This is a genomic window from Aeromonas sp. YN13HZO-058, assembly GCF_001921245.1.
Taxonomy (GTDB): Bacteria; Pseudomonadota; Gammaproteobacteria; order Enterobacterales; family Aeromonadaceae; genus Aeromonas; species Aeromonas allosaccharophila.
Window position 1 is genome coordinate 34,188 of record NZ_MQSY01000006.1, and the last position, 20,104, is coordinate 54,291.

At 63.0% G+C, this 20,104-nt stretch carries 19 protein-coding genes; 10 read left to right on the forward strand and 9 right to left on the reverse strand.

Annotation, left to right across the window (positions count from 1 at the left end):
- Positions 1–6 precede the first annotated feature (6 nt).
- Entirely contained in the window at positions 7–1,014 is a 1,008-nt protein-coding gene (locus tag BSP75_RS00470) for an ABC transporter ATP-binding protein (RefSeq protein WP_075111847.1), read from the forward strand.
- Between the two features lie 39 nt (positions 1,015–1,053).
- On the forward strand, positions 1,054–1,707 hold the full coding sequence (locus BSP75_RS00475) for an HAD family hydrolase (RefSeq protein ID WP_075111848.1): 654 nt from the start codon (positions 1,054–1,056) through the stop codon (positions 1,705–1,707).
- 108 nt (positions 1,708–1,815) lie between these two features.
- Here BSP75_RS00475 and BSP75_RS00480 read toward each other — a convergent pair whose 3' ends face one another.
- Positions 1,816–3,444: a sensor domain-containing diguanylate cyclase gene (locus BSP75_RS00480; RefSeq protein WP_075111849.1), complete on the reverse strand. Its 1,629-nt coding sequence runs from the start codon at positions 3,442–3,444 to the stop codon at positions 1,816–1,818.
- An 83-nt stretch (positions 3,445–3,527) separates the two neighbouring features.
- On the opposite strand from BSP75_RS00480, the gene BSP75_RS00485 reads away from it, so the two are divergent.
- Both BSP75_RS00485 and BSP75_RS00490 read left to right on the forward strand, forming a co-directional pair.
- Positions 3,528–3,968, forward strand: coding sequence for a DUF2214 family protein (locus BSP75_RS00485; protein ID WP_075111850.1), 441 nt, complete (start codon positions 3,528–3,530; stop codon positions 3,966–3,968).
- A 72-nt stretch (positions 3,969–4,040) separates the two neighbouring features.
- Positions 4,041–4,940, forward strand: a complete 900-nt coding sequence (locus BSP75_RS00490; RefSeq protein ID WP_075111851.1) for a DMT family transporter — start codon at positions 4,041–4,043, stop codon at positions 4,938–4,940.
- Between the two features lie 66 nt (positions 4,941–5,006).
- Here BSP75_RS00490 and BSP75_RS00495 read toward each other — a convergent pair whose 3' ends face one another.
- From BSP75_RS00495 to BSP75_RS21385, 3 genes are all read right to left on the reverse strand, one after another.
- Positions 5,007–5,633 (reverse strand): glutathione S-transferase family protein, encoded by a 627-nt coding sequence (locus tag BSP75_RS00495; protein ID WP_075111852.1) that lies wholly within the window; start codon positions 5,631–5,633, stop codon positions 5,007–5,009.
- A 106-nt stretch (positions 5,634–5,739) separates the two neighbouring features.
- Positions 5,740–7,008 (reverse strand): aminotransferase class I/II-fold pyridoxal phosphate-dependent enzyme, encoded by a 1,269-nt coding sequence (locus BSP75_RS00500; protein ID WP_075111853.1) that lies wholly within the window; start codon positions 7,006–7,008, stop codon positions 5,740–5,742.
- Between the two features lie 152 nt (positions 7,009–7,160).
- Positions 7,161–7,337: a hypothetical protein gene (locus BSP75_RS21385; RefSeq protein WP_148140570.1), complete on the reverse strand. Its 177-nt coding sequence runs from the start codon at positions 7,335–7,337 to the stop codon at positions 7,161–7,163.
- Between the two features lie 100 nt (positions 7,338–7,437).
- On the opposite strand from BSP75_RS21385, the gene sgrR reads away from it, so the two are divergent.
- The 4 genes from sgrR to BSP75_RS00520 all read left to right on the forward strand — a co-directional run bounded on the left by sgrR (position 7,438) and on the right by BSP75_RS00520 (position 12,871).
- On the forward strand, positions 7,438–9,141 hold the full coding sequence (gene sgrR, locus BSP75_RS00505; protein ID WP_075111862.1) for an HTH-type transcriptional regulator SgrR: 1,704 nt from the start codon (positions 7,438–7,440) through the stop codon (positions 9,139–9,141).
- Positions 9,142–9,286: 145 nt separating this feature from the next.
- Complete coding sequence (gene katG / locus BSP75_RS00510) at positions 9,287–11,464, forward strand: catalase/peroxidase HPI (protein WP_075111854.1); 2,178 nt, start codon at positions 9,287–9,289, stop codon at positions 11,462–11,464.
- 265 nt (positions 11,465–11,729) lie between these two features.
- Positions 11,730–12,125, forward strand: a complete 396-nt coding sequence (locus BSP75_RS00515) for a thioesterase family protein (RefSeq protein WP_040095454.1) — start codon at positions 11,730–11,732, stop codon at positions 12,123–12,125.
- A gap of 44 nt (positions 12,126–12,169) precedes the next feature.
- Positions 12,170–12,871 carry a hypothetical protein gene (locus BSP75_RS00520; RefSeq protein WP_075111863.1) on the forward strand — a complete coding sequence of 234 codons (702 nt, stop codon included), beginning with the start codon at positions 12,170–12,172 and terminating at the stop codon, positions 12,869–12,871.
- Between the two features lie 36 nt (positions 12,872–12,907).
- Here BSP75_RS00520 and BSP75_RS00525 read toward each other — a convergent pair whose 3' ends face one another.
- The 3 genes from BSP75_RS00525 to tyrS all read right to left on the reverse strand — a co-directional run bounded on the left by BSP75_RS00525 (position 12,908) and on the right by tyrS (position 16,018).
- Positions 12,908–13,657 carry a lipase secretion chaperone gene (locus tag BSP75_RS00525; RefSeq protein ID WP_075111855.1) on the reverse strand — a complete coding sequence of 250 codons (750 nt, stop codon included), beginning with the start codon at positions 13,655–13,657 and terminating at the stop codon, positions 12,908–12,910.
- Entirely contained in the window at positions 13,654–14,565 is a 912-nt protein-coding gene (locus tag BSP75_RS00530; protein WP_075111856.1) for a triacylglycerol lipase, read from the reverse strand. The genes BSP75_RS00525 and BSP75_RS00530 overlap by 4 nt, the downstream gene beginning before the upstream one ends.
- A 187-nt stretch (positions 14,566–14,752) precedes the next feature.
- The gene (tyrS, locus tag BSP75_RS00535; RefSeq protein ID WP_075111857.1) at positions 14,753–16,018 is read right to left on the reverse strand and encodes a tyrosine--tRNA ligase; all 1,266 of its coding nucleotides are present in this window, start codon (positions 16,016–16,018) and stop codon (positions 14,753–14,755) included.
- 146 nt (positions 16,019–16,164) lie between these two features.
- Here tyrS and BSP75_RS00540 point away from each other — a divergent pair, with 146 nt between their 5' ends.
- Positions 16,165–17,013 carry a helix-turn-helix transcriptional regulator gene (locus BSP75_RS00540; RefSeq protein ID WP_075111858.1) on the forward strand — a complete coding sequence of 283 codons (849 nt, stop codon included), beginning with the start codon at positions 16,165–16,167 and terminating at the stop codon, positions 17,011–17,013.
- Positions 17,014–17,025: 12 nt separating this feature from the next.
- On the opposite strand, the gene BSP75_RS00545 is transcribed toward BSP75_RS00540, so the two are convergent.
- Both BSP75_RS00545 and BSP75_RS00550 read right to left on the reverse strand, forming a co-directional pair.
- Entirely contained in the window at positions 17,026–17,802 is a 777-nt protein-coding gene (locus BSP75_RS00545) for a transporter substrate-binding domain-containing protein (RefSeq protein WP_075111859.1), read from the reverse strand.
- Between the two features lie 110 nt (positions 17,803–17,912).
- A complete protein-coding gene (locus tag BSP75_RS00550; RefSeq protein WP_075111860.1) occupies positions 17,913–19,211 on the reverse strand; it encodes a hypothetical protein in 1,299 nt (432 codons plus the stop codon).
- A 223-nt stretch (positions 19,212–19,434) separates the two neighbouring features.
- Here BSP75_RS00550 and BSP75_RS00555 point away from each other — a divergent pair, with 223 nt between their 5' ends.
- The gene (locus BSP75_RS00555) at positions 19,435–19,752 is read left to right on the forward strand and encodes a YnjH family protein (protein WP_075111861.1); all 318 of its coding nucleotides are present in this window, start codon (positions 19,435–19,437) and stop codon (positions 19,750–19,752) included.
- The last annotated feature ends 352 nt before the right edge of the window (positions 19,753–20,104 follow it).

Sequence of the window (20,104 nt, forward strand, 5' to 3'; positions counted from 1 at the left end):
ATCAACATGTTCCATCTAGAAGTGAATCAACTGCATAAATCCTACGGCGATACTCCGGTGTTCGAGGGGATCGAATTCGGCATTCGCAAGGGGGAGCTGGTGACCCTGCTCGGCCCCTCCGGCTGTGGCAAATCGACCCTGCTGCGGGCGCTGGCCGGGCTCACTCCGGTGGATGGTGGTCAGGTGCGAGTGGCCGGTGAAGATATCACCTGGCAGGCGCCCCAGAAGCGGGGCATCGGCATGGTGTTCCAGAGCTATGCACTGTTCCCCAACATGACGGTGTGGGACAACGTTGCCTTCGGCCTCAAGATGAAGCCCCAGCCGGGACGGGATCTCGCCGCCAGCGTGCAGGAGGCGCTGGAATTGGTAGAGCTGACCGGCTTTGAGCGCCGCTATCCGGGGGAGCTCTCCGGTGGCCAGCGCCAGCGGGTGGCGCTCGCCCGCGCCCTGGTGGTACGGCCAAGGATCCTGCTGCTGGACGAGCCGCTCTCGGCGCTGGATGCCCGCATTCGCCGCAGCCTGCGCCAGCAGATCCGCGAGATCCAGCAGCGCCTCGAGCTCACCACCATCTTCGTGACCCACGATCAGGAGGAGGCGCTCACCCTGTCGGATCGGATCTTCCTGATGAACAAGGGATCCATCGTCCAGAGCGGCACGCCGGAGCAGATCTACACCCGCCCCGCCAGCGAGTTTGTGGCGGGCTTTATCGGCAACTACAACCTGCTCGGCGCAGAACAGGGCAAGTCGCTGTTCGGCCCCCGTTTTCAGGGCAAGCTGGCGCTGCGGCCGGAGTCCATCACCCTGCTGCCCGCCGGGGCGGCCAGCAGCGAACCCAGCCTGCCCGGCATCATTCGCCAGCAACAGCTGCTCGGCAACGTGATCCGCTATCAGGTGGAGTGCGAGGCGGGGCTGTTGACGGTGGATTGCCTCAACCGCTCTGCCTGCGATCTGCTGGCCACCGGCAGTGCCGTGACCCTGGCGGTGGCCCGGGATCAGCTCTGTGAGGTAGCATGAGGCCGCATTTCATTTTCGTTGTTACCGCAAGGAGCCCTCATGGCACTGGCACTGTTTGATCTGGACGAGACCCTGATTGCCGGGGATTCCGCCAGCCTCTGGCTGGAGTACATGGTGGCCCAGGAGCTGGCTCCGGCGGGCATGGTGGCCGAGGAGCAGGGGATGATGTCCCTCTACCATCAGGGCAAGATGGACATGCACCAGTACATGGCCTTCACCCTGCAGCCGCTGGTGGGCAAGTCGCGCCAGTGGCTCAGCCAGCAGTGCCACCACTTTGCCGAGCAGGTGCTGCGTGAGCGCCTCTACCCCGAGGGGTTGGCGCGCATCGAGTGGCATAGGGAGCGCGGTGACGAGCTGGTACTTATCTCCGCTTCCGGCGAGCATCTGGTGGCCCCCATGGCAAAGATGCTGGGGATGGATCACTGTGTCGCCATCCTGCTCGATGAGGAGGAGGGGATGCTGACCGGCCAGACCCGCGGCACTCTCAGTTTTCGCGAAGGCAAGGTGGCCCGCATCAACCAGCTGTTTGCCGGGCGGGACAACCTCTGGCAGGGGAGCTTTGGTTACAGCGACTCCCACAACGATCTGCCCATGCTGCGGGCGGTGAGCCATCCTCATGCGGTCAATCCGGCCCCCGCGCTGCGCCAGCAGGCCGAGGAGCTGGGCTGGCCCACGCTGGAGTGGCTGCGCTGAGTCGCATGCTCACACAGGCTTAACGCGCGGCAAGAACAGCGATAAAAACCAAGAGAGAGGCAGTTGCCTCTCTCTTGGTTTTGGTGTCCCGCAGGGATCCCCTTCCACTTAATGGGCATGCCGTCGAGTCTGATCGAGGTGAGGAGGGGGTTCTTCATCCATCAGGTCGCTGACACGACACTGGGGGAAGCAGATACGGTTTTTCCCCTCCCGCTTGGCCTGATAAACCCCGCTGTCGGCCAGTTCCACCAGCTCCTTGGCAGAGAGCCCGGAGTGACTGAAGGCCACCCCGCCGCTGATAGTGACGGTGAGATCGGGTTCGCGCCACTCAAGCTTTTCGACCGCGAGCCGGAATGCTTCCAGCAGGGAGGCGATCTCGCTCATTGTCGTTTCCAGCCGAAAGACCAGCACCAGCTCTTCGCCACCGTAGCGGCAGAACCAGCCCCACTGGTCAAACAGATTCATGCCCAGCTTGCTCACCCGCTTGAGCACCACATCCCCCGCCTGATGACCGTGGGTATCGTTGACCCGTTTGAAATCATCGAGATCGAACATCACCAACCCGAACGGCGCGCCACTGTTGAGCTGCTTTTGCAGGCACTCGTCGAAGAAGCGACGATTGTAGAGGCCGGTGAGCTTGTCCTGATTGGCTTGCTGCCGGATCTGGGCAAAGTCCTGGCTGGCGGCATCCATCTCTTCATAGACCTTGGCCAGCTCCAGCATGCGGCTACCGTGGTAGGCGATACCGCCGGAGCGACTGGCGCGGATCAGCAGGGTGATCTCTCCCAGCATGCGGCGGAAGTAGCGGGCCCAGAGCAGGGCCAGCAGCAGATAGAGAATGCAGGCGAGGGCAATCATCAGCTGCACGTTGACGGAAACGCTGTCGATCACCTGCTGCATGCTGGCGGTCGGCTCGACGCTGAGCAGGATCCAGCGCTGCTCGGGGATGCGGTAGTAGGAGACCATCATGCCGCTGGCATCATCGAGGAAGAAGCCCTGATCATCGTGCATGCGAGCCAGCCAGTCAGTGGTGGCGAGCGGTTTGAATACCCGTTCGCGATCCGGATGGGCCAGTACCAGCCCGTCATGGTTGAGCAGGATCTGATAGCCATTGCCCAGATGATGACTCTGCTCGTGCCGACCGTTGAGCCAGCTGGCGAGGGGGGTGAGCTGGGTATCCAGCGAGAGCACGCCAACCCGTTTGCCGTCAGGATCTTCAATCACCCGGGCCAGCGCCATGGTGAGGGTGCCGAGCGTGTAGTCGTAATAAGGATCGGTCCAGACCATCTGGTTCGGGTGGCTGGCGGCCAGCAGATACCAGGGGCGGGTTCTGGGATCGAATTTCTCGTCGGCCTGCCAGGAGGGGTGGATCAGCATCTTGCGATGCTCGGTGCCTACGTAGACGTAATCGAGCTCCATCACCTTGTGATAAGCCTGCCATTGCTGCAGGTAGCGCTCGCCGTTGCGGATCTCCGGGCCGCTGAAATCCTGATAATTTACCTGCTGATAAATGAGCGTAAACTGGCGTTTGAGCGTCGCCAGATAGGGTTCGATCAGGGTATGGAAATACTGGGTGTTGCGAGCAATCAGGTTCTGTTGCTGCTCATGGCGCAGGGTGCGCTCCATATGCAGGTAGTAGAGGCTGCCGAGCAGCAATACGGGGATAAAGAGCAAGAGGAGGCCCAGCCGCATGCGGGTGATTAAAGACCAAGTGTTCTTGGGCTTGCCGGGAGACATGAATCCATCCTTTTCTGCTCGGGTGGCTCCAGCATATATGATGCAGCCCTGCGCGTCTAAAGGCAGAAAATGAGATTTTTCCGATGCTGAACCACACTCTGCTCTTCATGGCCCATTACGGCAGCATAGCGGTGCTGATCCTGGCCCTCTGTGTCGAGTATCTGATCTTTCGTCGCGGCCTGAATATGCTGCGGGTGCGCCGTCTGCTGCTGGCGGATGGCGTGGCGGCGCTGGCGCTCTTCTCCATCTTTGCCACCGGTTGTCTGCTGGCTCTCGAGCATGCCAGCTCGGTGGCGCAGATCTTTGCCCATCCGGCCCACGGCATCAAGATGGGGCTGTTTCTGCTGATTGTCGGCTCCCTCGATTACCCCAGTCGCCTCTTCTATCGCTGGCGTCGCGCCCTGCGTCTGGGCAAGGCGCCGATGATCTCCATTCAGCAGCACTTCCGGGTGGTCTGGATCCTGCGGGGCAATCTGGTACTGGTTGCCCTGCTGGCCTTGCTGACAAAACAGCTGTCGCTCTAGAGACAAGAGGGTAGAGAGACGGGTATCTTGGATCGGATAACCCGTCACGCGCCGATTTAAGGAAGAATCGCCATGCGCTCCAATCTGATGTTGCTGATGGCTGCCACCATCTGGGGTATGGGCTTTGTCGCCCAGCGCCTCGGGATGGATCACATGGGGCCCTATACCTTCAATGGCCTGCGCTTTCTGCTCGGTGCCCTCTCCCTGCTGCCGCTGCTCTGGTGGCTCAAATCCCGACAACCAGTTGCCGTCGCGGGTGACCATCGCCAACTACTGACCGGTGGTTTATTGGCCGGGCTGGTGCTGTTCTGCGCCGCCTCCCTGCAGCAGGTGGGGCTGCTCTATACCACCGCCGCCAAGGCCGGTTTCATCACCGGGCTCTACATCATCCTGGTGCCCGTGCTGGGGCTGCTGCTGCGTCACAAGAGCGGGCTCAATACCTGGATCGGTGCCCTGATCGCCCTGACGGGCCTTTATGTACTGAGCGTCACCGACGAGTTCACCATCGGCTTTGGCGATCTGTTGCAGGTGGTTGGCGCCCTGTTCTGGGCCATTCACCTGCTGCTGGTGGATCACTACTCCAACCGGGTCGCTCCCATCAAGCTGGCCGGCATGCAGTTCGTGGTCTGCGGCCTGCTCAGCCTCGCCACCGCCTTGGTCATCGAAACCCCGACTGTGAGCGGCGCCGTGGCCGGTTGGCAGGCGCTGCTCTATGCCGGGCTGGTGTCGGTCGGGGTGGGTTATACCCTGCAGGTGGTGGGGCAGCGGGGCGCCCATCCAGCCCACGCCGCCATCATCCTCAGTCTGGAGACCGTGTTTGCCGCCGTGGGTGGCGTGCTGCTGCTGGGGGAGACACTGGACGAGCGCGCTATCGCCGGTTGTGCCCTGATGCTGGCGGGGATGCTGATCTCCCAGATCCGCTTGAGATGGTGGTGGAAGTCGCGCCGCGACAAGGTGCCGCAGGCCAAGTAAACCGCGCTCTGCCTGCATAACAACAACGCCCCGACAGTCGGGGCGTTTTGCATGGTGGCTGTTCGGTCAGGGGCGCTGATCCAGCTCGCGCTCCAGCTCTACCGCCTTTAGGCGGGCCGGATGGGTATTGAGGCGTTCCCAATAGGCTTGCAGGTGCGGGAAGTGGGCCAGCTGACCGCTTTGCGCCAGCAGATCCACCAGGAAGGAGTTCATGATGTCGGCGCCGGAGAGGCGCTCCCCCACCAGATAGTGGCGATTCGCCATCACATCGTTGAGGTAGCCCAGCACCTTGGCACACTCCGCCTTGGCATAGTCCGGCAGGAAGCGCATCGGGCTGCCATCTTTTCGCACGAACATCTCGAGCAGCAGCGGTAATATGCCCGAGCTCTCGGCGAAGTGGAGCCACTGCAGGTATTCGGCATAGTCGGGGCTGTCGGTGGCCGGTGCCAGCCGTTCCGGAGCATTGCGGGCGATCAGGTACTCGGTGATGGCGCCCGATTCTGCCAGTACCCGGCCGTCCAACTCGATGACCGGCGACTTGCCGAGTGGATGGATGGCTTTTAGCTCGGGCGGTGCCAGAAAGGTGGTAGCATCGCGCTGATACGCCTTGATCTCATAGGGCTGGCCCAGCTCTTCGAGCAGCCAGATGATGCGTTGGGAGCGGGATTTGTTCAGGTGGTGCAGGACTATCATAACAACCTCGATTCGGTGGCAGGATGGGGTATACGAGCGGGCGAGGGATGCGGTTCACCGGCAGCAAAAAAAGAGCGGGCTGATGCCCGCTCGCTCAACGCCAGACTCAGGCCTCCAGCGCCTGATCCAGATCCGCCAGTATGTCCTCGATCGCCTCGATCCCCACCGACAGCCGGATCATCTCCGGTTTCACGCCTGCCTTGGCCTGCTCCTCCTCGCTCAGCTGGCGATGAGTGGTAGAGGCCGGGTGGCAGGCCAGCGATTTGGCATCGCCGATGTTGACCAGCCGCTTGAAGATCTTCAGCGCATCGTAGAAGCGCACGCCCGCCTCGTAACCCTCCTTCAGCCCGAACGAGAGAATGGCCGAGGGGCGACCGGCCATGTACTTCTCCGCCAGCAGATAGTGCGGGTGACCCGGCAGACCGGCGTAGCTGACCCAGGCCACCTTGGGGTGATGTTTGAGGTGGTTGGCGACCCGTAGGGCGTTGTCCACGTGGCGCTCCATGCGCAGGCTCAGGGTCTCCAGTCCCTGCAGCAGCAGGAAGGCGTTCATCGGCGCCAGCGCCGCACCGGTATTGCGCAGCGGCACGGTGCGTACCCGCCCGATAAAGGCGGCGGGGCCAAAGGCCTCGGTATAGACCACCCCGTGGTAGGAGGGCTCGGGTTTGGTCAGTTGCGGGAAACGCTCGGCATGATCGGCCCAGGGGAACTTGCCCGAGTCGACCACCACGCCACCCAGCGAGTTGCCGTGACCGCCCACGTACTTGGTCAGGCTGTGCACGACGATGTCGGCGCCGTGCTCGATGGGTTTGCACAAGACCGGCGTGGCGACCGTGTTGTCGACGATGAGCGGCACGCCACGGGCGTGGGCCGCCTTGGCCAGCGCGGCCAGATCGACGATGTTGCCCGCCGGGTTGCCGATGCTCTCGCAGTAGACCGCCTTGGTCTTGTCATCGATAAGGGCGGCGATGGCTTCGGCGCTGTCATCCTTGGCGAAGCGCACCTCGACCCCGAAACTCGGCAGCATGTGGGCGAACAGGGTATAGGTGCCGCCATAGAGCTGGGGGGTGGAGACGATGTTGTCGCCGGCGGCGGTCAGCGCCTGAATGGCGTAGTTGATGGCGGCGGAACCTGCCGAGACCACCAGCGCGGCGATGCCCCCTTCCAACGCGGCCATTCGCTGCTCCAGCACATCGTTGGTGGGGTTCATGATGCGGGTATAGATGTTGCCCGGTACCGCCAGATTGAACAGGTCCGCCCCGTGTTGGGCGCTCTCGAATTCGTAGGCCACCGTCTGGTAGATGGGCACGGCGACCGCCTTGGTGGTGGGGTCGCTGGAAAAGCCATGGTGCAGGGCCAGGGTCGCATCTTTCATCACACACTCCTTGTTGGATGTTGCTTATGGCATTTATAGATGGATAGACGTCCAATCTATCAGGCCCGTGGCCGATGTAAACAGCAAGATCCGGCAAAGCAATGTCGCCCGCAGGGGATGCACCTCCCGAGTGGTGGGCAGGCAGGTCTCACTCAGAGGCGACGGCGATACTCCTTGTCATCGATCTGGTTCATATCCCACTGCATCAGGCGGTTGAGCTGCTGCATGGGATCCTCGATGAGCGCCAGCGGGCGCGGCAGGACCCGCTTGAAGTAACGGCGCAAGGTCTGCTGGATCCGGTTCGGTTTGATGGGGTTGGCGTGGCTCATGATGGCGCTCCTGTGCGGTGGTTCTCACGTTCGCCAGCAGTATTGAGCTAAAATGCGGAAGTAAAAACTGATGACTTACAGCAACGGGATTTCCTCTTTTATGCCGACCGGTCGCCTCTACCAGCAATTTCAACGACTCGCCCAGCTGCTTGGCAGCGATGAGCGGGAGATCAGTCTCGCCGAGGTGGCGGACCTGCTCTGCTGCACCCCGCGCAACGCCCGTCTGCTGCTGCGGCGGATGCAGGATCAGGGCTGGCTCAACTGGACGGCGGAAGCGGGGCGGGGGCGGCGCTCCCGACTCACCCTGCTCGACAGTCAGGAGAGCCTGACCCGGCGCCGCTTGCGGGATCTGCTCAGTCAGGGTCAGCTGGCGCAGGCGGTGCGGTTGGCGGAAGATCGCCTCGATCTGCTCACCCCGCTGCTGATCGAGCAGCTCGGTCAGGCCACCCGCGAGGGGCGCCAGATCCTGCGGGTGCCCTACTACCGGCCGCTGCCGCAGTTGCTGCCCACCGGCCCGATGCGCCGCTCCGAAATTCACCTGAGCCGCCAGATCTTCAACGGTCTGACCCGGAGAAATGAGGAAAATGGGGAAATCGAAGGGGATCTCGCCCACCACTGGGAGTGTCTGGGCCCTTGCCACTGGCGCTTTTACCTGCGCCCGGCAGTGCGCTTTCACCACGGCCGTGAGCTGGTGGTGGAGGATGTGATGGAGAGCCTGCTGGCCCTGCGGGAGCTCCCGCTGTTCGCCCATCTGGACCGGTTGGAGAACCCCTGGCCGCGCACTCTGGATCTCTATCTCGACAGTCCGGATCCCTGGCTGCCCCACCTGCTGGCCGAGCCGGTGGCGACCATCTTGCCGCGGGAGCTCAAGGGAGAGGCGGGCTTTGCCCTGCAACCGGTCGGCACTGGTCCCTACCGGGTGGCCGCCAACGATCCACTGCATCTTTGCCTTGCCGCGTTCGACGACTACTTCGGCCTGCGCGCCCTGCTCGACGAGATCGATATCTGGATGTTGCCTGAGCTGGCAGAGCGACTGGAGACCCACCTGCAGCTGGGGCGCGACCGCCCGGAGCTCGGCACCATGCGCGGCGAGTCGGAGCTGGAGTCGGGCTGCTACTTCCTGCTGCAGGACGATCGTTCCGGATCCTTGCAGGATCCCGCCCTGCGGCAGTGGCTCGGCCAGCTGTTCAATCCGGTGGCCCTGATGGGACGGGTCGCTCCCGAGTTGCAACGGGGCTGGACCAGCGCCCTCGGCCTGCTGCCCCACTGGCGCGAAGCGCTGCCCGCGCCCTTGCCCACACCGGCGCAGTTGCCGGGGAGACTGGTGCTCGCCTGCTTCAACCAGCATCTGGAGTTCAATGAGTGCGCCAACGCCATGAGCAGCCTGCTAGGGTCGCAGGGCATTGAGCTGGAGGTGCGCACCCTCGATTACGGCCGCTGGGTGAGTGGCGAGGATGAAGACGTGGATCTCTGGCTCGGCACCCTCAACCTCGAACATGCCGGCCCCTTTGCCCCCTACGTCTGGTTGCAGGGCACGCCGCTGCTGCGCAAGGTGTGGGGCAGCCAGCACGAGCTGTGGCAGGGGCTGATGCAGTGGCGGGCCAGCGGTGCCGAGCCCGGCCCCCGCGCCCTGCTGGCAACGGTGCAGCAGCAGAGCTGGTTTGTGCCGCTGTTTCACCACTGGCTGGAGCTGGAGAGCCGGGTCGGGGTACACGGGGTGCGGATGACGGCGCTTGGCTGGTTCGATTTTCGCAGCGCCTGGCTGCGGCCCGAGCCGACCCATCAGCCTGCAGCGGCGCCATAGTTCGTCCCATTCCTGCCACGGCTGACGGGCGCTCCGTGGCCGCTTGCGTGAAAGATCCGTAAAGCGGCTGCCGTTGCACAGTTTGTGTCACGCCTCTGTGCCATGCTGTTTCAGGTTATGGACAGCAGAGCAAATGAGGAAAACGATGAGCAACAATTCAGACAGTTCCGCAGGAAAATGCCCGGTCATGCACGGGGGAACCACCTCCGTCGAGACGTCCAGAATGGCGTGGTGGCCGAAGAGCCTCAACCTCGACATTCTTCACCAACACGATACCAAGACCAATCCGCTGGGAGCCGGTTTCAACTATCGGCAAGCCTTGAAGGGGCTCGATATGGCGGCCCTCAAGCAGGATGTGACTGCCCTGATGACCGACAGTCAGGATTGGTGGCCCGCCGACTGGGGCCACTACGGCGGCCTGATGATCCGCATGGCCTGGCACTCGGCCGGGACTTACCGCATCGCCGATGGCCGGGGCGGTGGCGGCAGCGGCAACCAGCGTTTCGCCCCCCTCAACTCCTGGCCGGACAACGCCAACCTCGACAAGGCCCGTCGCCTGCTGTGGCCCATCAAGAAGAAGTACGGCAACAAGATCAGCTGGGCCGACCTGATCATTCTGGCGGGCACCGTGGCCTATGAGTCCATGGGGCTCAAGACCTTCGGTTTCGCCTTTGGCCGCGAGGATATCTGGCACCCGGAGAAGGATATCTACTGGGGATCGGAGAAAGAGTGGCTGGCGCCCAGCAGCAAGCCGGGCGGTCGTTACTCCGGCGAGCGGGATCTGGAAAACCCGCTGGCGGCGGTGATGATGGGGCTTATCTACGTTAACCCGGAAGGGGTGGATGGCCAGCCCGATCCGCTGAAAACCGCGCAGGATATGCGAATCACCTTCGCCCGCATGGCGATGGATGACGAAGAGACAGTGGCGCTGACCGCCGGTGGCCACACCGTCGGCAAGGCTCACGGCAACGGCGATGCTAAACAGCTCGGCCCCGAGCCGGAAGGGGCCAGCCTCGAGGAGCAGGGGCTCGGCTGGATCAATCACCACAGCCGCGGCATCGGCCGCAACACAGTGACCAGCGGCATCGAAGGGGCCTGGACCACCCACCCGACCCAATGGGACAACGGCTACTTCGATCTGCTGTTCAAGTACGACTGGTGGTTGCAAAAATCTCCGGCGGGGGCCCATCAGTGGCAACCGATCAATATCGCCGAGGCGGATATGCCGGTGGATGTGGAGGACCCGTCGATCCGCTGCAAACCCATGATGACCGATGCCGACATGGCGCTCAAATTCGACCCCGCCTATCGCAAGATTGCCGAGCGCTTCCGCGATGATCCGGCAGCCTTCTCCGACGCCTTCGCCCGCGCCTGGTTCAAGCTGACCCACAGAGATATGGGGCCGAAGAGCCGCTATGTTGGCCCCTATGTGCCGACAGAAGATCTGATCTGGCAGGATCCGGTGCCTGCTGGCCGCGTCGATTATGACGTGGCGGCGGTGAAGGCCAGGATTGCCGCCAGCGGCCTCTCCATCAGCGAGCGGGTCACTACCGCCTGGGATAGTGCCCGTACCTTCCGAGGCTCCGACAAGCGGGGCGGAGCCAACGGCGCCCGCATCCGGCTGGCGCCGCAGAAGGATTGGCCGGGCAACGAACCGGCGCGGTTGGCGAAGGTGCTGGCGGTCTATGACAAGCTGGCGACCGAGTGTGGTGTCAGCGTCGCGGATCTCATCGTGCTGGGGGGCAACCTCGCCATCGAGCAGGCTGCGCAGGCCGCCGGGATGACGGTGAACGTGCCGTTTGCGCCGGGCCGGGGCGATGCTACTCAGGCCCAGACCGATGTGGCCTCGTTCGAGGTGCTGGAGCCGTTGGCCGATGGCTTCCGCAACTGGCTCAAGCAGGACTATGTAGTGACGGCGGAGGAGCTGCTGCTGGATCGCGCTCAGCTGATGGGGCTCACCGCCTGCGAGATGACGGCGCTGGTCGGCGGGATGCGGGTGCTCGGCACCAACCACGGCGGCACCGGGCACGGAGTCTTTACCGACCGGATCGGGGTGCTCAGCAACGACTTCTTCGTCAACCTGACGGACATGGCCTACCAGTGGCTGCCGAAAGCGAGCAATCTCTACGAGATCCGCGATCGCCGCAGCGGCGCCCTGAAGTGGACGGCCACCCGGGTGGATCTGGTGTTCGGTTCCAACTCGGTGCTGCGCGCCTATGCCGAGGTCTATGCCCAGGATGACAACCAGGAGAAGTTTGTCTGTGACTTCATCACCGCCTGGAACAAGGTGATGAATGCGGATCGCTTCGATCTGTTGGGTTAGCCCCCGAGCCGTTTAGCTAGCTGCATCAGCCCCGTACACCCAAGGTGTGCGGGGCTTTTTACTGCCCGCTTTTTTGCATAGCCCCACAACCCGCCGCGCTGCGACACTCGCTGGCCGGTCGCGCAGGGCCGCTGGCATCCCTGTGCTTGGGCCAGCAGTATCATGTAACATGCTGATCCGCTGATGATGCCCGTCGGCTACCCATTGGCCACTGATGTCCAATGAACAGCACAAGGACAGAAACAAAGAGACAAGGAGTCAACTCATGCTGGAAATGCAGATCCAACCCCGCTTTCAAGAGACGGATGCCCTCGGCCATATCAACAACACGGTGCCGGCGGTCTGGTTCGAATCGGCGCGGGATCCCCTGTTCCGGATCTTCTCCCCCGAGCTGGATGTGCATAACTGGCATCTGATCATCGCGGGCTACACAGTGCAGTTCAAACGTGAGCTGTTCTACGGCCAGCCGGTCACCATCAAGACCGGTGTGCGCCGCATCGGCACCAGCTCCTTTACGGTCTGGCAGGAGGCCTGGCAGGGCGGCGAACTGGCCGTCACCGCCGAAACGACCCTGATCCATTTTGACTACCGGGCCCGCCAATCCCTGCCCCTGAGCGATGCTCACCGGGAAGGGTTGCGGGCCTGGCTGACAGAGAGTTAACCACGGGCCGGATGGCCCATCACAGGAGTGCTATGTACAACTCAATGCGCAACACAGCGATCGCGCTGACCCTGGGATTCTGCTCCCTCCCTTCTCTGGCCGCTTCTCTCGCCGAGCAGTTTACCCTGATGGAGAAGGGGGCCGAGAGCGCCCTCGATACCCGTCAATTCAGCCATGATGGTGTCGATATCAAGGCCTGGATCGATGGCGCCCCCGTCATCATCGCCGTGCCCATCATGAACGAGCTGGGCAAGCTGGAAGGGGAGAGCCGCTACTACTTCAAGGGCGGCAAGCTATTCGGGGTCAAAGAGCCTGCAGCCCAGTTTGCCTTTGACGACAGCGGCAAGCTGACCCAATGGCTGGACGAGAAGGGCCAGCCCGCCGAGTTCGTCAGCAAAATGAGCATGCAGCAGCGTCAGGAGTGGCTCACCAAGCGGGCCGCCGAGCTGAGCAAGCTGTTTGTGGTGAGCGCGGCCGAACAGAAGGCCGCCAAGGGTAGCGTCAAGCTGAAGGGGGCGGATCTCGCTCACTGGCTCTGCAACGGCAAACTGATGGAACTCGCCCACGGCGACAAGGTGATCTTCGAGCAGGATAAGCTGAAGATTGGCGAGCAGGGGATCGAGGGGGAGGTATCCCTGCGTCAGGATAAGGGGTGGCAGGAGCTGAGCCTCAAGTGCGAGGTACAGGGCACTCAGGTAACCCGCCTCACCTGGCAGCCGCTGCCGGGTGCCAACAAGCCGCAATAAGCGCAGCAGCAAGGGGGCCCATCGCGGGCCCCCTTCTCATTCGGCTGGTGGCTCCCCCAGCTTGAGCCGGGTGAGCGCCTCGACCCGGCGCCACTGTCCGGGCTCGAACCAGCGGGCCAGCAGCTCTTGATGCTGTGCGGCCCGGGCCTCGTTCGGCAGTTGCCTTAGCTCGGCCAGAAAGCCGCTGAGCTGCTCGTCGAACCCTTGCCGGTTCTGCTCCAGCTGGCGCATTCGATCCACCGCTTCCGGTCCTCCCGTCTCCAGCAGCAGGGCATCCCGTTTGGCCGGGTCCATCTGCGCCAGCCCTTGCAACTCTTCAAGCAGGCGGCTGTTGGCCTCCGCCTCGCGAAACCAGCCCGGCTGCTCCGCCAGCCAGAGATCCAGCTCGCTGGCCAACTGCGATTTCTCGCTGTCTCTCGCCTCTGCCAGTGCCCTGCGGCGCAGGGTCAGCTGCTCCATCAGTCGATCCTCGGCAAACAGCTGCGCCTGCTCGGCGGGGGTAAAGCTCTGCTGGCGCAGCTGCTCCCGCTCGTCAAACAGGATCTGCAGGCTGGTGAGGGAGATCTCGGTGGGCACCGTCAGGCTGCTCTGGGCGGAGACAAAGGTGCGATAGCGCGCCTGCAGGGCATCGGCGGCCTCCTGCTCGGGATCGTGCGGGTGGCTTTGGGCATGCTGGTTGGCTTGATCGGATGATGAGCCTGCCGTCGGTGCAGCGGGCCAGAGCAGCACCCCGCCAAGCAGCAGGGTGATGGCGCAGGGCACGGCGAGCAGGATGGCTATCTTCATAGGCCCAGCTCCTTGAGGCGGTTGGCGTGCTGGCGATAGAGGGTGACCGGATCGGTCTCGAACAGATGGTGGATGCCGAACGACTGGTTCACTTCGTCCAGATGGTTCATCCGGTAGCCGGTGCCGATCACCTTGCCGAGGTGGCTGCTGCAGACCCCGACCAGCCCGTCATTGGGCTCCTTGAAGAAGGCGCCGGTCAGCGCCAGCGCAGGATCCACCGGATCCAGCAGATTGGTCAGGTTGCCGCGCCCGCTCCAGGAGAAATAGTAGACGCCGTTGCTGGCCTGCAGCGGCCCTTCGCCGCAATATTGGCCTGGCAGCCCCTCCGGGTAGCGTTGGTTGAACTGGCTGGCTCCCTTGCTGGTGAGGGCATCGAGGGCGGCGACCGGATCTTGCGGCAGCGGGCTCCCGCCCGAGAGCAGTGAAATCATGCCGGAGAGGGCGTGGGCAGCGGCAGCAGCCAGTTTCTCGGCGGCGCTGCCTGGGGCAGCGTTGGCCCGCACCAGATCGGCAATCTCGGAGCCATAGTTGACCCCGCCGACGCTGGTGGCGGAGGCGACCAGCTCGGGGGCGACCGAGGCGACATAGCGGATGGTGGGGCCGCCGTGGGAGTGGCCGATCAGGTTGACCTTCTCGGCACCGGTGGCGGCCAGCAGCAGCTCAACCTGGGCGAGCAGTTGTTCCCCCCGCTGTTCCGAACTGGCGGTGGCCGACACCTGCGCCACGTAGACCTTGGCACCATCCCGGCTCAGGGCCTGGGGAATGCCGTAGAAGTAATCGACCCCGAGCAGCTTGTCGAAGCCGAACAGGCCGTGCACCAGCACTATGGGGTAGCGGGTCTGGGTATATCCGCTGGCGTGCGCCAGCATGGGCAGGGTGCAGAGCAGCACCAGAAGCCATCTCTTCATCATCAGCATCCTTGTTGATTCGTGAGGAACAGATTGTGTGGCGTACTCCATGTTCGCCGGAGCCAGTATGGTGGCTGCTGACGGGAGAGGTTGTGAGGGGGATCGCAACTCGGGATTCAAAAGAGATTGTTGTTGGCCTGACCTCGCCTGGGCACGGGCGGGGAGGCTGAGCTCCCCGCCCTGCGGCTTATTGCCACTCCACCAGGTGGTACTGCTTCTTGCCCCGGCGCAGCAGCAGGTAGCGGCCAAACAGTCGATCATGGGCACTCAGCTGATCATCCTGCTTGAGCACACCATTGAGGCTGATGGCTCCTGCCGCCAGCAGCTCGCGGGCGATGCGTCTGGAGTTCGCCAGACCGCAGCTGACCAGCAGGCTGACCAGATCAATCTCGCCGCAGACTGTGCTGCTCGGCATGCCATCCTGCGCCAGCTGGGCCAGATCGCTCTCGCCAAGGCGAGCCACGTCGCCGCTAAACAGCAGCTCGCTGATGCGTTGTACCGCCGCCAGCGCCGCCTTGCCGTGCACCAGCTCGGTCAGCTCGTTTGCCAACATCTGCTGGGCCTGCTTGCGCCCCTGTCGCTTGGCATCCTCCACCTCCAGTGCAGCAATCTCGCTCAGCGACATAAAGCTGTAGTAGCGCAGGAAGCGGTAGACATCCTCATCCGCAGTGCCGAGCCAGAACTGGTAGAAGGCGTAAGGGGAGGTGAGCGCCGGATCGAGCCAGACCGCGCCACCCTCGGTCTTGCCGAACTTGGTGCCATCCGCCTTGGTGATAAGGGGCAGGGTCATGCCGTGCACCTGTGCCTGATGGAGACGACGGGTGAGATCCATACCGCTGGTGATATTGCCCCACTGGTCGTTGCCGCCAATCTGCAGGGTGCAGCCGAGCCGCTGGTGCAGCACCGCAAAGTCGTAGGATTGCAGCAGGGCGTAGGAGAACTCGGTGAACGAGATGCCCTGATCCGGGCGGGCCAGCCGCTGGCGCACCGATTCCCGTGCCAGCATGGCGTTGACCGAGAAGTGCTTGCCGATATCCCGCAGAAAATCGAGGGCGGACATCTGCCCCATCCAGCCGCCATTGTTGACCAGTTGCGGGGCCGACAGGCCCTCATCGGCGGGCAACAGCGCCTTGATCTGGGCCGACAGGCTGGCGACCCAACCCTGCACGGTATCGGCACTGTTGAGGCTGCGCTCGGTCGCCTTGAAGCTGGGGTCGCCGATAAGGCCGGTCGCCCCGCCCACCAGTGCCACCGGGGTGTGGCCCGCCAGCTGGAAGCGGCGCAGCATCAAGAGCGGCACCAGATGACCGATATGCAGGCTGCCAGCGGTGGGATCAAACCCGCAATAGACGGTGCGCGGGGTGGCAAGATGATCGGCCAGGGCCGCCGGGTCGGAATTCTGGGCCACAAGGCCGCGCTGGCTCAGCTCATCGAGCAGGTGGGGGTTGATCATGGGTTCTCCAACAGCAGGGGGAAAAGCCGTCATCCTCGCCGTTCTGGTCGGTGGCGGATATGTCCCCTGAGGGACAGTTTCGCCACTCTCGTGCTAGCATTCAGCCACAGTGGGGAATCGCTCCCCGCCACCGGAAACGTGCCACCATGACCCAGCCATTCACCACAGATGCCTTGACCCGCAGCATGACCGAGGTGGTTGATGCCCTGCACAGCAGCGCCTTTCAGGCGGCGCTGGTGCGGCTGATCCAGCAGCAGGTGGCGTTTGATTGCGCCCTGCTGCTCGGCGTCGGGCAGCGGCCCGTCTACCTCTACGACAACCTCAACCATCAGCGGGCTCTGCTGTTTGATCGCTACCTCACCAGCCACTTCAGTCAGGATCCCTTTATGCAGGCGCTGGAACAGGGCTTGCCTGCCGGCGTCTGGACGCTGGCACAGGTCTCCCAAGGGCGGCTCGATCCCGAATATCGCCACCACTTCTATCAGGCCACCGGCTGGCAGGAGGAGGTGGGGCTGATCCTGCCGGTGCGGGACGGACTGACGTTGATGCTGTTTCTTGGCCGCCTCGACAAGCGCAGTACCCTCAGCCGTGACGAGCTGGCACGGCTGGAGCAGTTGTTCCCGCTGGTACATTCGCTCTGTCGCCAACAGTGGCGGCAGAGCCAGCCGCTGCTGGCACAGAGCACGGTGCTGCCAGACAGCGCCAGCATCCGGAGTGCGGTGGAGCAGGCGATGGCGAGTGTCGGGGGCGATAGGCTTACCCGGCGCGAGCGGCAGGTGGCGGAGTTGTTGCTGCAGGGGCTGGATACGGAGGCGATTGCCGCAGCGCTCGGGATTGGCAGCGGCACTGTGAAGAATCACCGCAAGCATATCTACGGCAAGCTGCGGCTCGGCTCGCGGGCCGAGCTGTTCCATCTCTTTCTGAACCACCTCATTACGGCGCCGCTGGAGGCATCCCCCGCCTCATCGGCGGGAGACAAAACGAGCCCGCCATAGGGCGGGCCGGGGTTACTCGAGGCGCGGGATGGGGGGATTGGTCTCGGGCAGCATGTTGAGCGGTTGGTAGCGCGCCATCAGCCGCTTGTATTCATCCCCCTGCCTGACCTTGTCCAGCGCCTGTTGCAGACGTGCTATTTGCTGTTTGTCTGCCGCCAGATTGAAGGCGAAGCAGTTGTCCTGCTCTTCAAGAATTGCGACGGTGACAAAATCCTCGCTGGGAAAACCCAGCGCCTTGGCCTGATGGCGCAACATCACCTCGTTGCCCGCCACCAGATCGGTACGGGCCATGATGAGTTGGCGCACCACCTGCTCCATCCGTTCCACCGCCATCATATTGCCCGGGCTGATCCCGCGGTTGAGCAGCAACTGCTCCCCCACATCTGCCTGCATCACGCCGATCAGCAGCTTGGCGAGATCCGCTTTGCTAGCCACTTTGGGGGCATCCTGCTTGCGGCCGACCAACGAGACCCTGGAGTGGCTGATGGGGCAGACCCAGAGGAAGTGGGGATCCCGCTCCCTGGTGTGCGCCGTGGTAAACAGCACCGCCTCCGGCTGCTGGGTCAGCAAATACCAGCCGCGGGCCCAGGGCAGGAAGTGGATCGGTTGCTCCGGCACCCCCATTTCGCGCCACATCAGGCGCAGCAGCTCGACTGCAAGGCCAATGGGTTGACCCTTGTTATCCTGGCCGTTGAGCGGCATGTTCTGCTCCGAATAGTAGATAAGTGCCGGAGCCGGGAGCGCGATAAACAGCGCGAGAGAAGCGAGAGCAGAGAGCAGGCGGCGCATGGTGCACTCCTTGTGCGGGTAGTTACCTAACAGTCTATGTGGCCTTTGCCATAAGTTCATGATCCGGCTGCGCGATAAAACAACAGGCCACCTTGCGGTGGCCTGTCGGTCTATTTGAGCAGGGCTTCCATCTCCGCCTCGGCTTTGGCGCGCGCCTTGGCCTCCGCCGCTCTGGCTGCATCGGCGACGCTCTCTCCGGCCGTATGGGCGGCGGCACTGGCGGCCTGCTGGGTGGGGGCAGCCACAGCCTTGGTCGCTTCCTGCGTCAGGGTAGCACTGCTGACCGCCTGTTTGGCGGGAGTGGCAACGGTCTTGCTGGCCTCTTGCGTCACGGTTGCGGTGGCGCTGCTGACCGCCTGTTTGGCTGGTGCGGCCACGGCCTTGGTGGCCTCTTGCGTCACGGCGGCGGCACTGACCGCCTGTTTGGCGGGAGTGGCAACAGCCTTGGTGGCTTCCTGTGTCACGGTCGCAGTGGCACTGCTGACGGCCTGTTTGGCAGGTGCGGCAACGGCCTTGGTGGCTTCTTGCGTCGCGGTGGCGGCGGTGTTGCTGACTGCTTGCTTGGCAGGAGTGGCAACGGCCTTGGTTGCTTCTTGCGTTGCGGTCGCAGCGGCGCTACTGACGGCCTGTTTGGAAGGTGCGGCAGGTGCGGCAACGGCCTTGGTGGCCTCTTGCGTCACGGTCGCGGCGGTGCTGCTAAGCGCCTGCTTGGCGGGTGCGGTGACTGCGGAGGTTGCACTGCGGGTAAGGTCGGTCGCGCGTTGACTCACCGCTTGCGTGGCCTGTCCTGTGGCGTTGGCGGTTGCACCGCTGATGGCTTGGCTGGCGCTGTTGGTCAGCGAGCCGGTGACGCCGCGGGTCACTGTGCCCAGAGCGCTGCCTAGGGAGAAGGGGGAGGCGTCACTCTGACTGGTTGCCGCGCCGGTCAGGGCATTGGCCGTTGGGGTGAGCTGGCTGGTGGGGGTCTGCCAGCCCTGCATGGCGGTTGGCCAGGTCGGTGCCGTGCCCGCCAGATTTTCGCCGAAGGTCAGGGTGGTGCCATCCCCTTTTTGCAGCAATACCGACATCTGGTTGGTTTGCGAGTTCCACACCATCCCCGCCTGCTTGGCGATATCCGGCACCGGCGCATACTCGGAGACCACATAGAAAAGCGGCCCCTCCTGCTGTAACTTGTCGGCAGTCTTGAGCAACTGCATGGTGCTGTCGTAGTTGGGGCCAAGGATGGCGGTCATCCGATCCTTGATCAGGGGTTGTTCGAACAGATTGACCTCGTTCGGGTCAAAGCCGACCAGCGGTTTGAGCAGGGCCCACATCAGCTGGCTGGTGGGGCTCATCATCAGCAATGGGGCAACGCAGGCGGACAACATCAGGCTCAGGCAGGCCGCCTGAAGCAACGGCATGATACGCATTGGGATAATATCCAAATAACGATTTGATAAATAAGGTTATATTTTGTCAGGACGTGACAAATTCACCGGAAGTTTGCGCGTGGCAGCGAGAGACTGCCCGCAGGCGCTGGCAGGCTACCATATTGGTTCCACAATGCCAGCAGGCAGTATGATTGTCAGTCAAGTAAACCCCGGCGCTGGTCGATTCTTCGAGAGTGCCCCCCATCGAAACAGGATCCCTCTCATGAAAAATTTACTGCTCTGCCTGCTGGCCTCCCTCTGGCTCGCCCCCGCTCTGGCCGCGTCCAAAACCACTGTGGTGGGCGACTCTGCCAGCCCCGAGCTGGTGTTGCCGCTGGGTTCGCTGCCCGAGCGGGTCTGCTGGTTTGCCGATCAGAAATATTCCGAAGGGGCCCGTATTCTGCAGGGAGATATCTGGCTGGAGTGCGGCCCGCAGAACGACCTCGAGAGCAATGGCCCGTTGGCTTGGCGCTCTCCTGCGGTGGTGTTGCCTGCCACCCGGGGAGCAAAAGATCAGAAGACGATTTCCGTGGGTCAGTGAGGCTTTTCTTGATCCAGCTAAAGACATGGACGTGATCCCTGTCGCATAATGCAGCTCCTTTCTTCTCTTGGCTGGAACCTAAGAAATGGCTCGTCGCTCTTCCAATGCACAACGTCGTCGCAGTAGCTGGTGGTACAAACGCTTGTTGGCAAGGGAGCGGGAAGAGCGTGAAGCGCGTTCCGTAAGGGATTGATACTGCATTGAAAAACGGAGCCTCGGGCTCCGTTTTGCATTTATCACCGTCAGCATCATGACAACGGGGGCCATCAGGCCTAATGCCAGTCAGTTAAGCCTGACTGGCATTGTTTTTATTGGCTTTTTTCACACTATACCTCTGTGGCCTTGGCTTCAC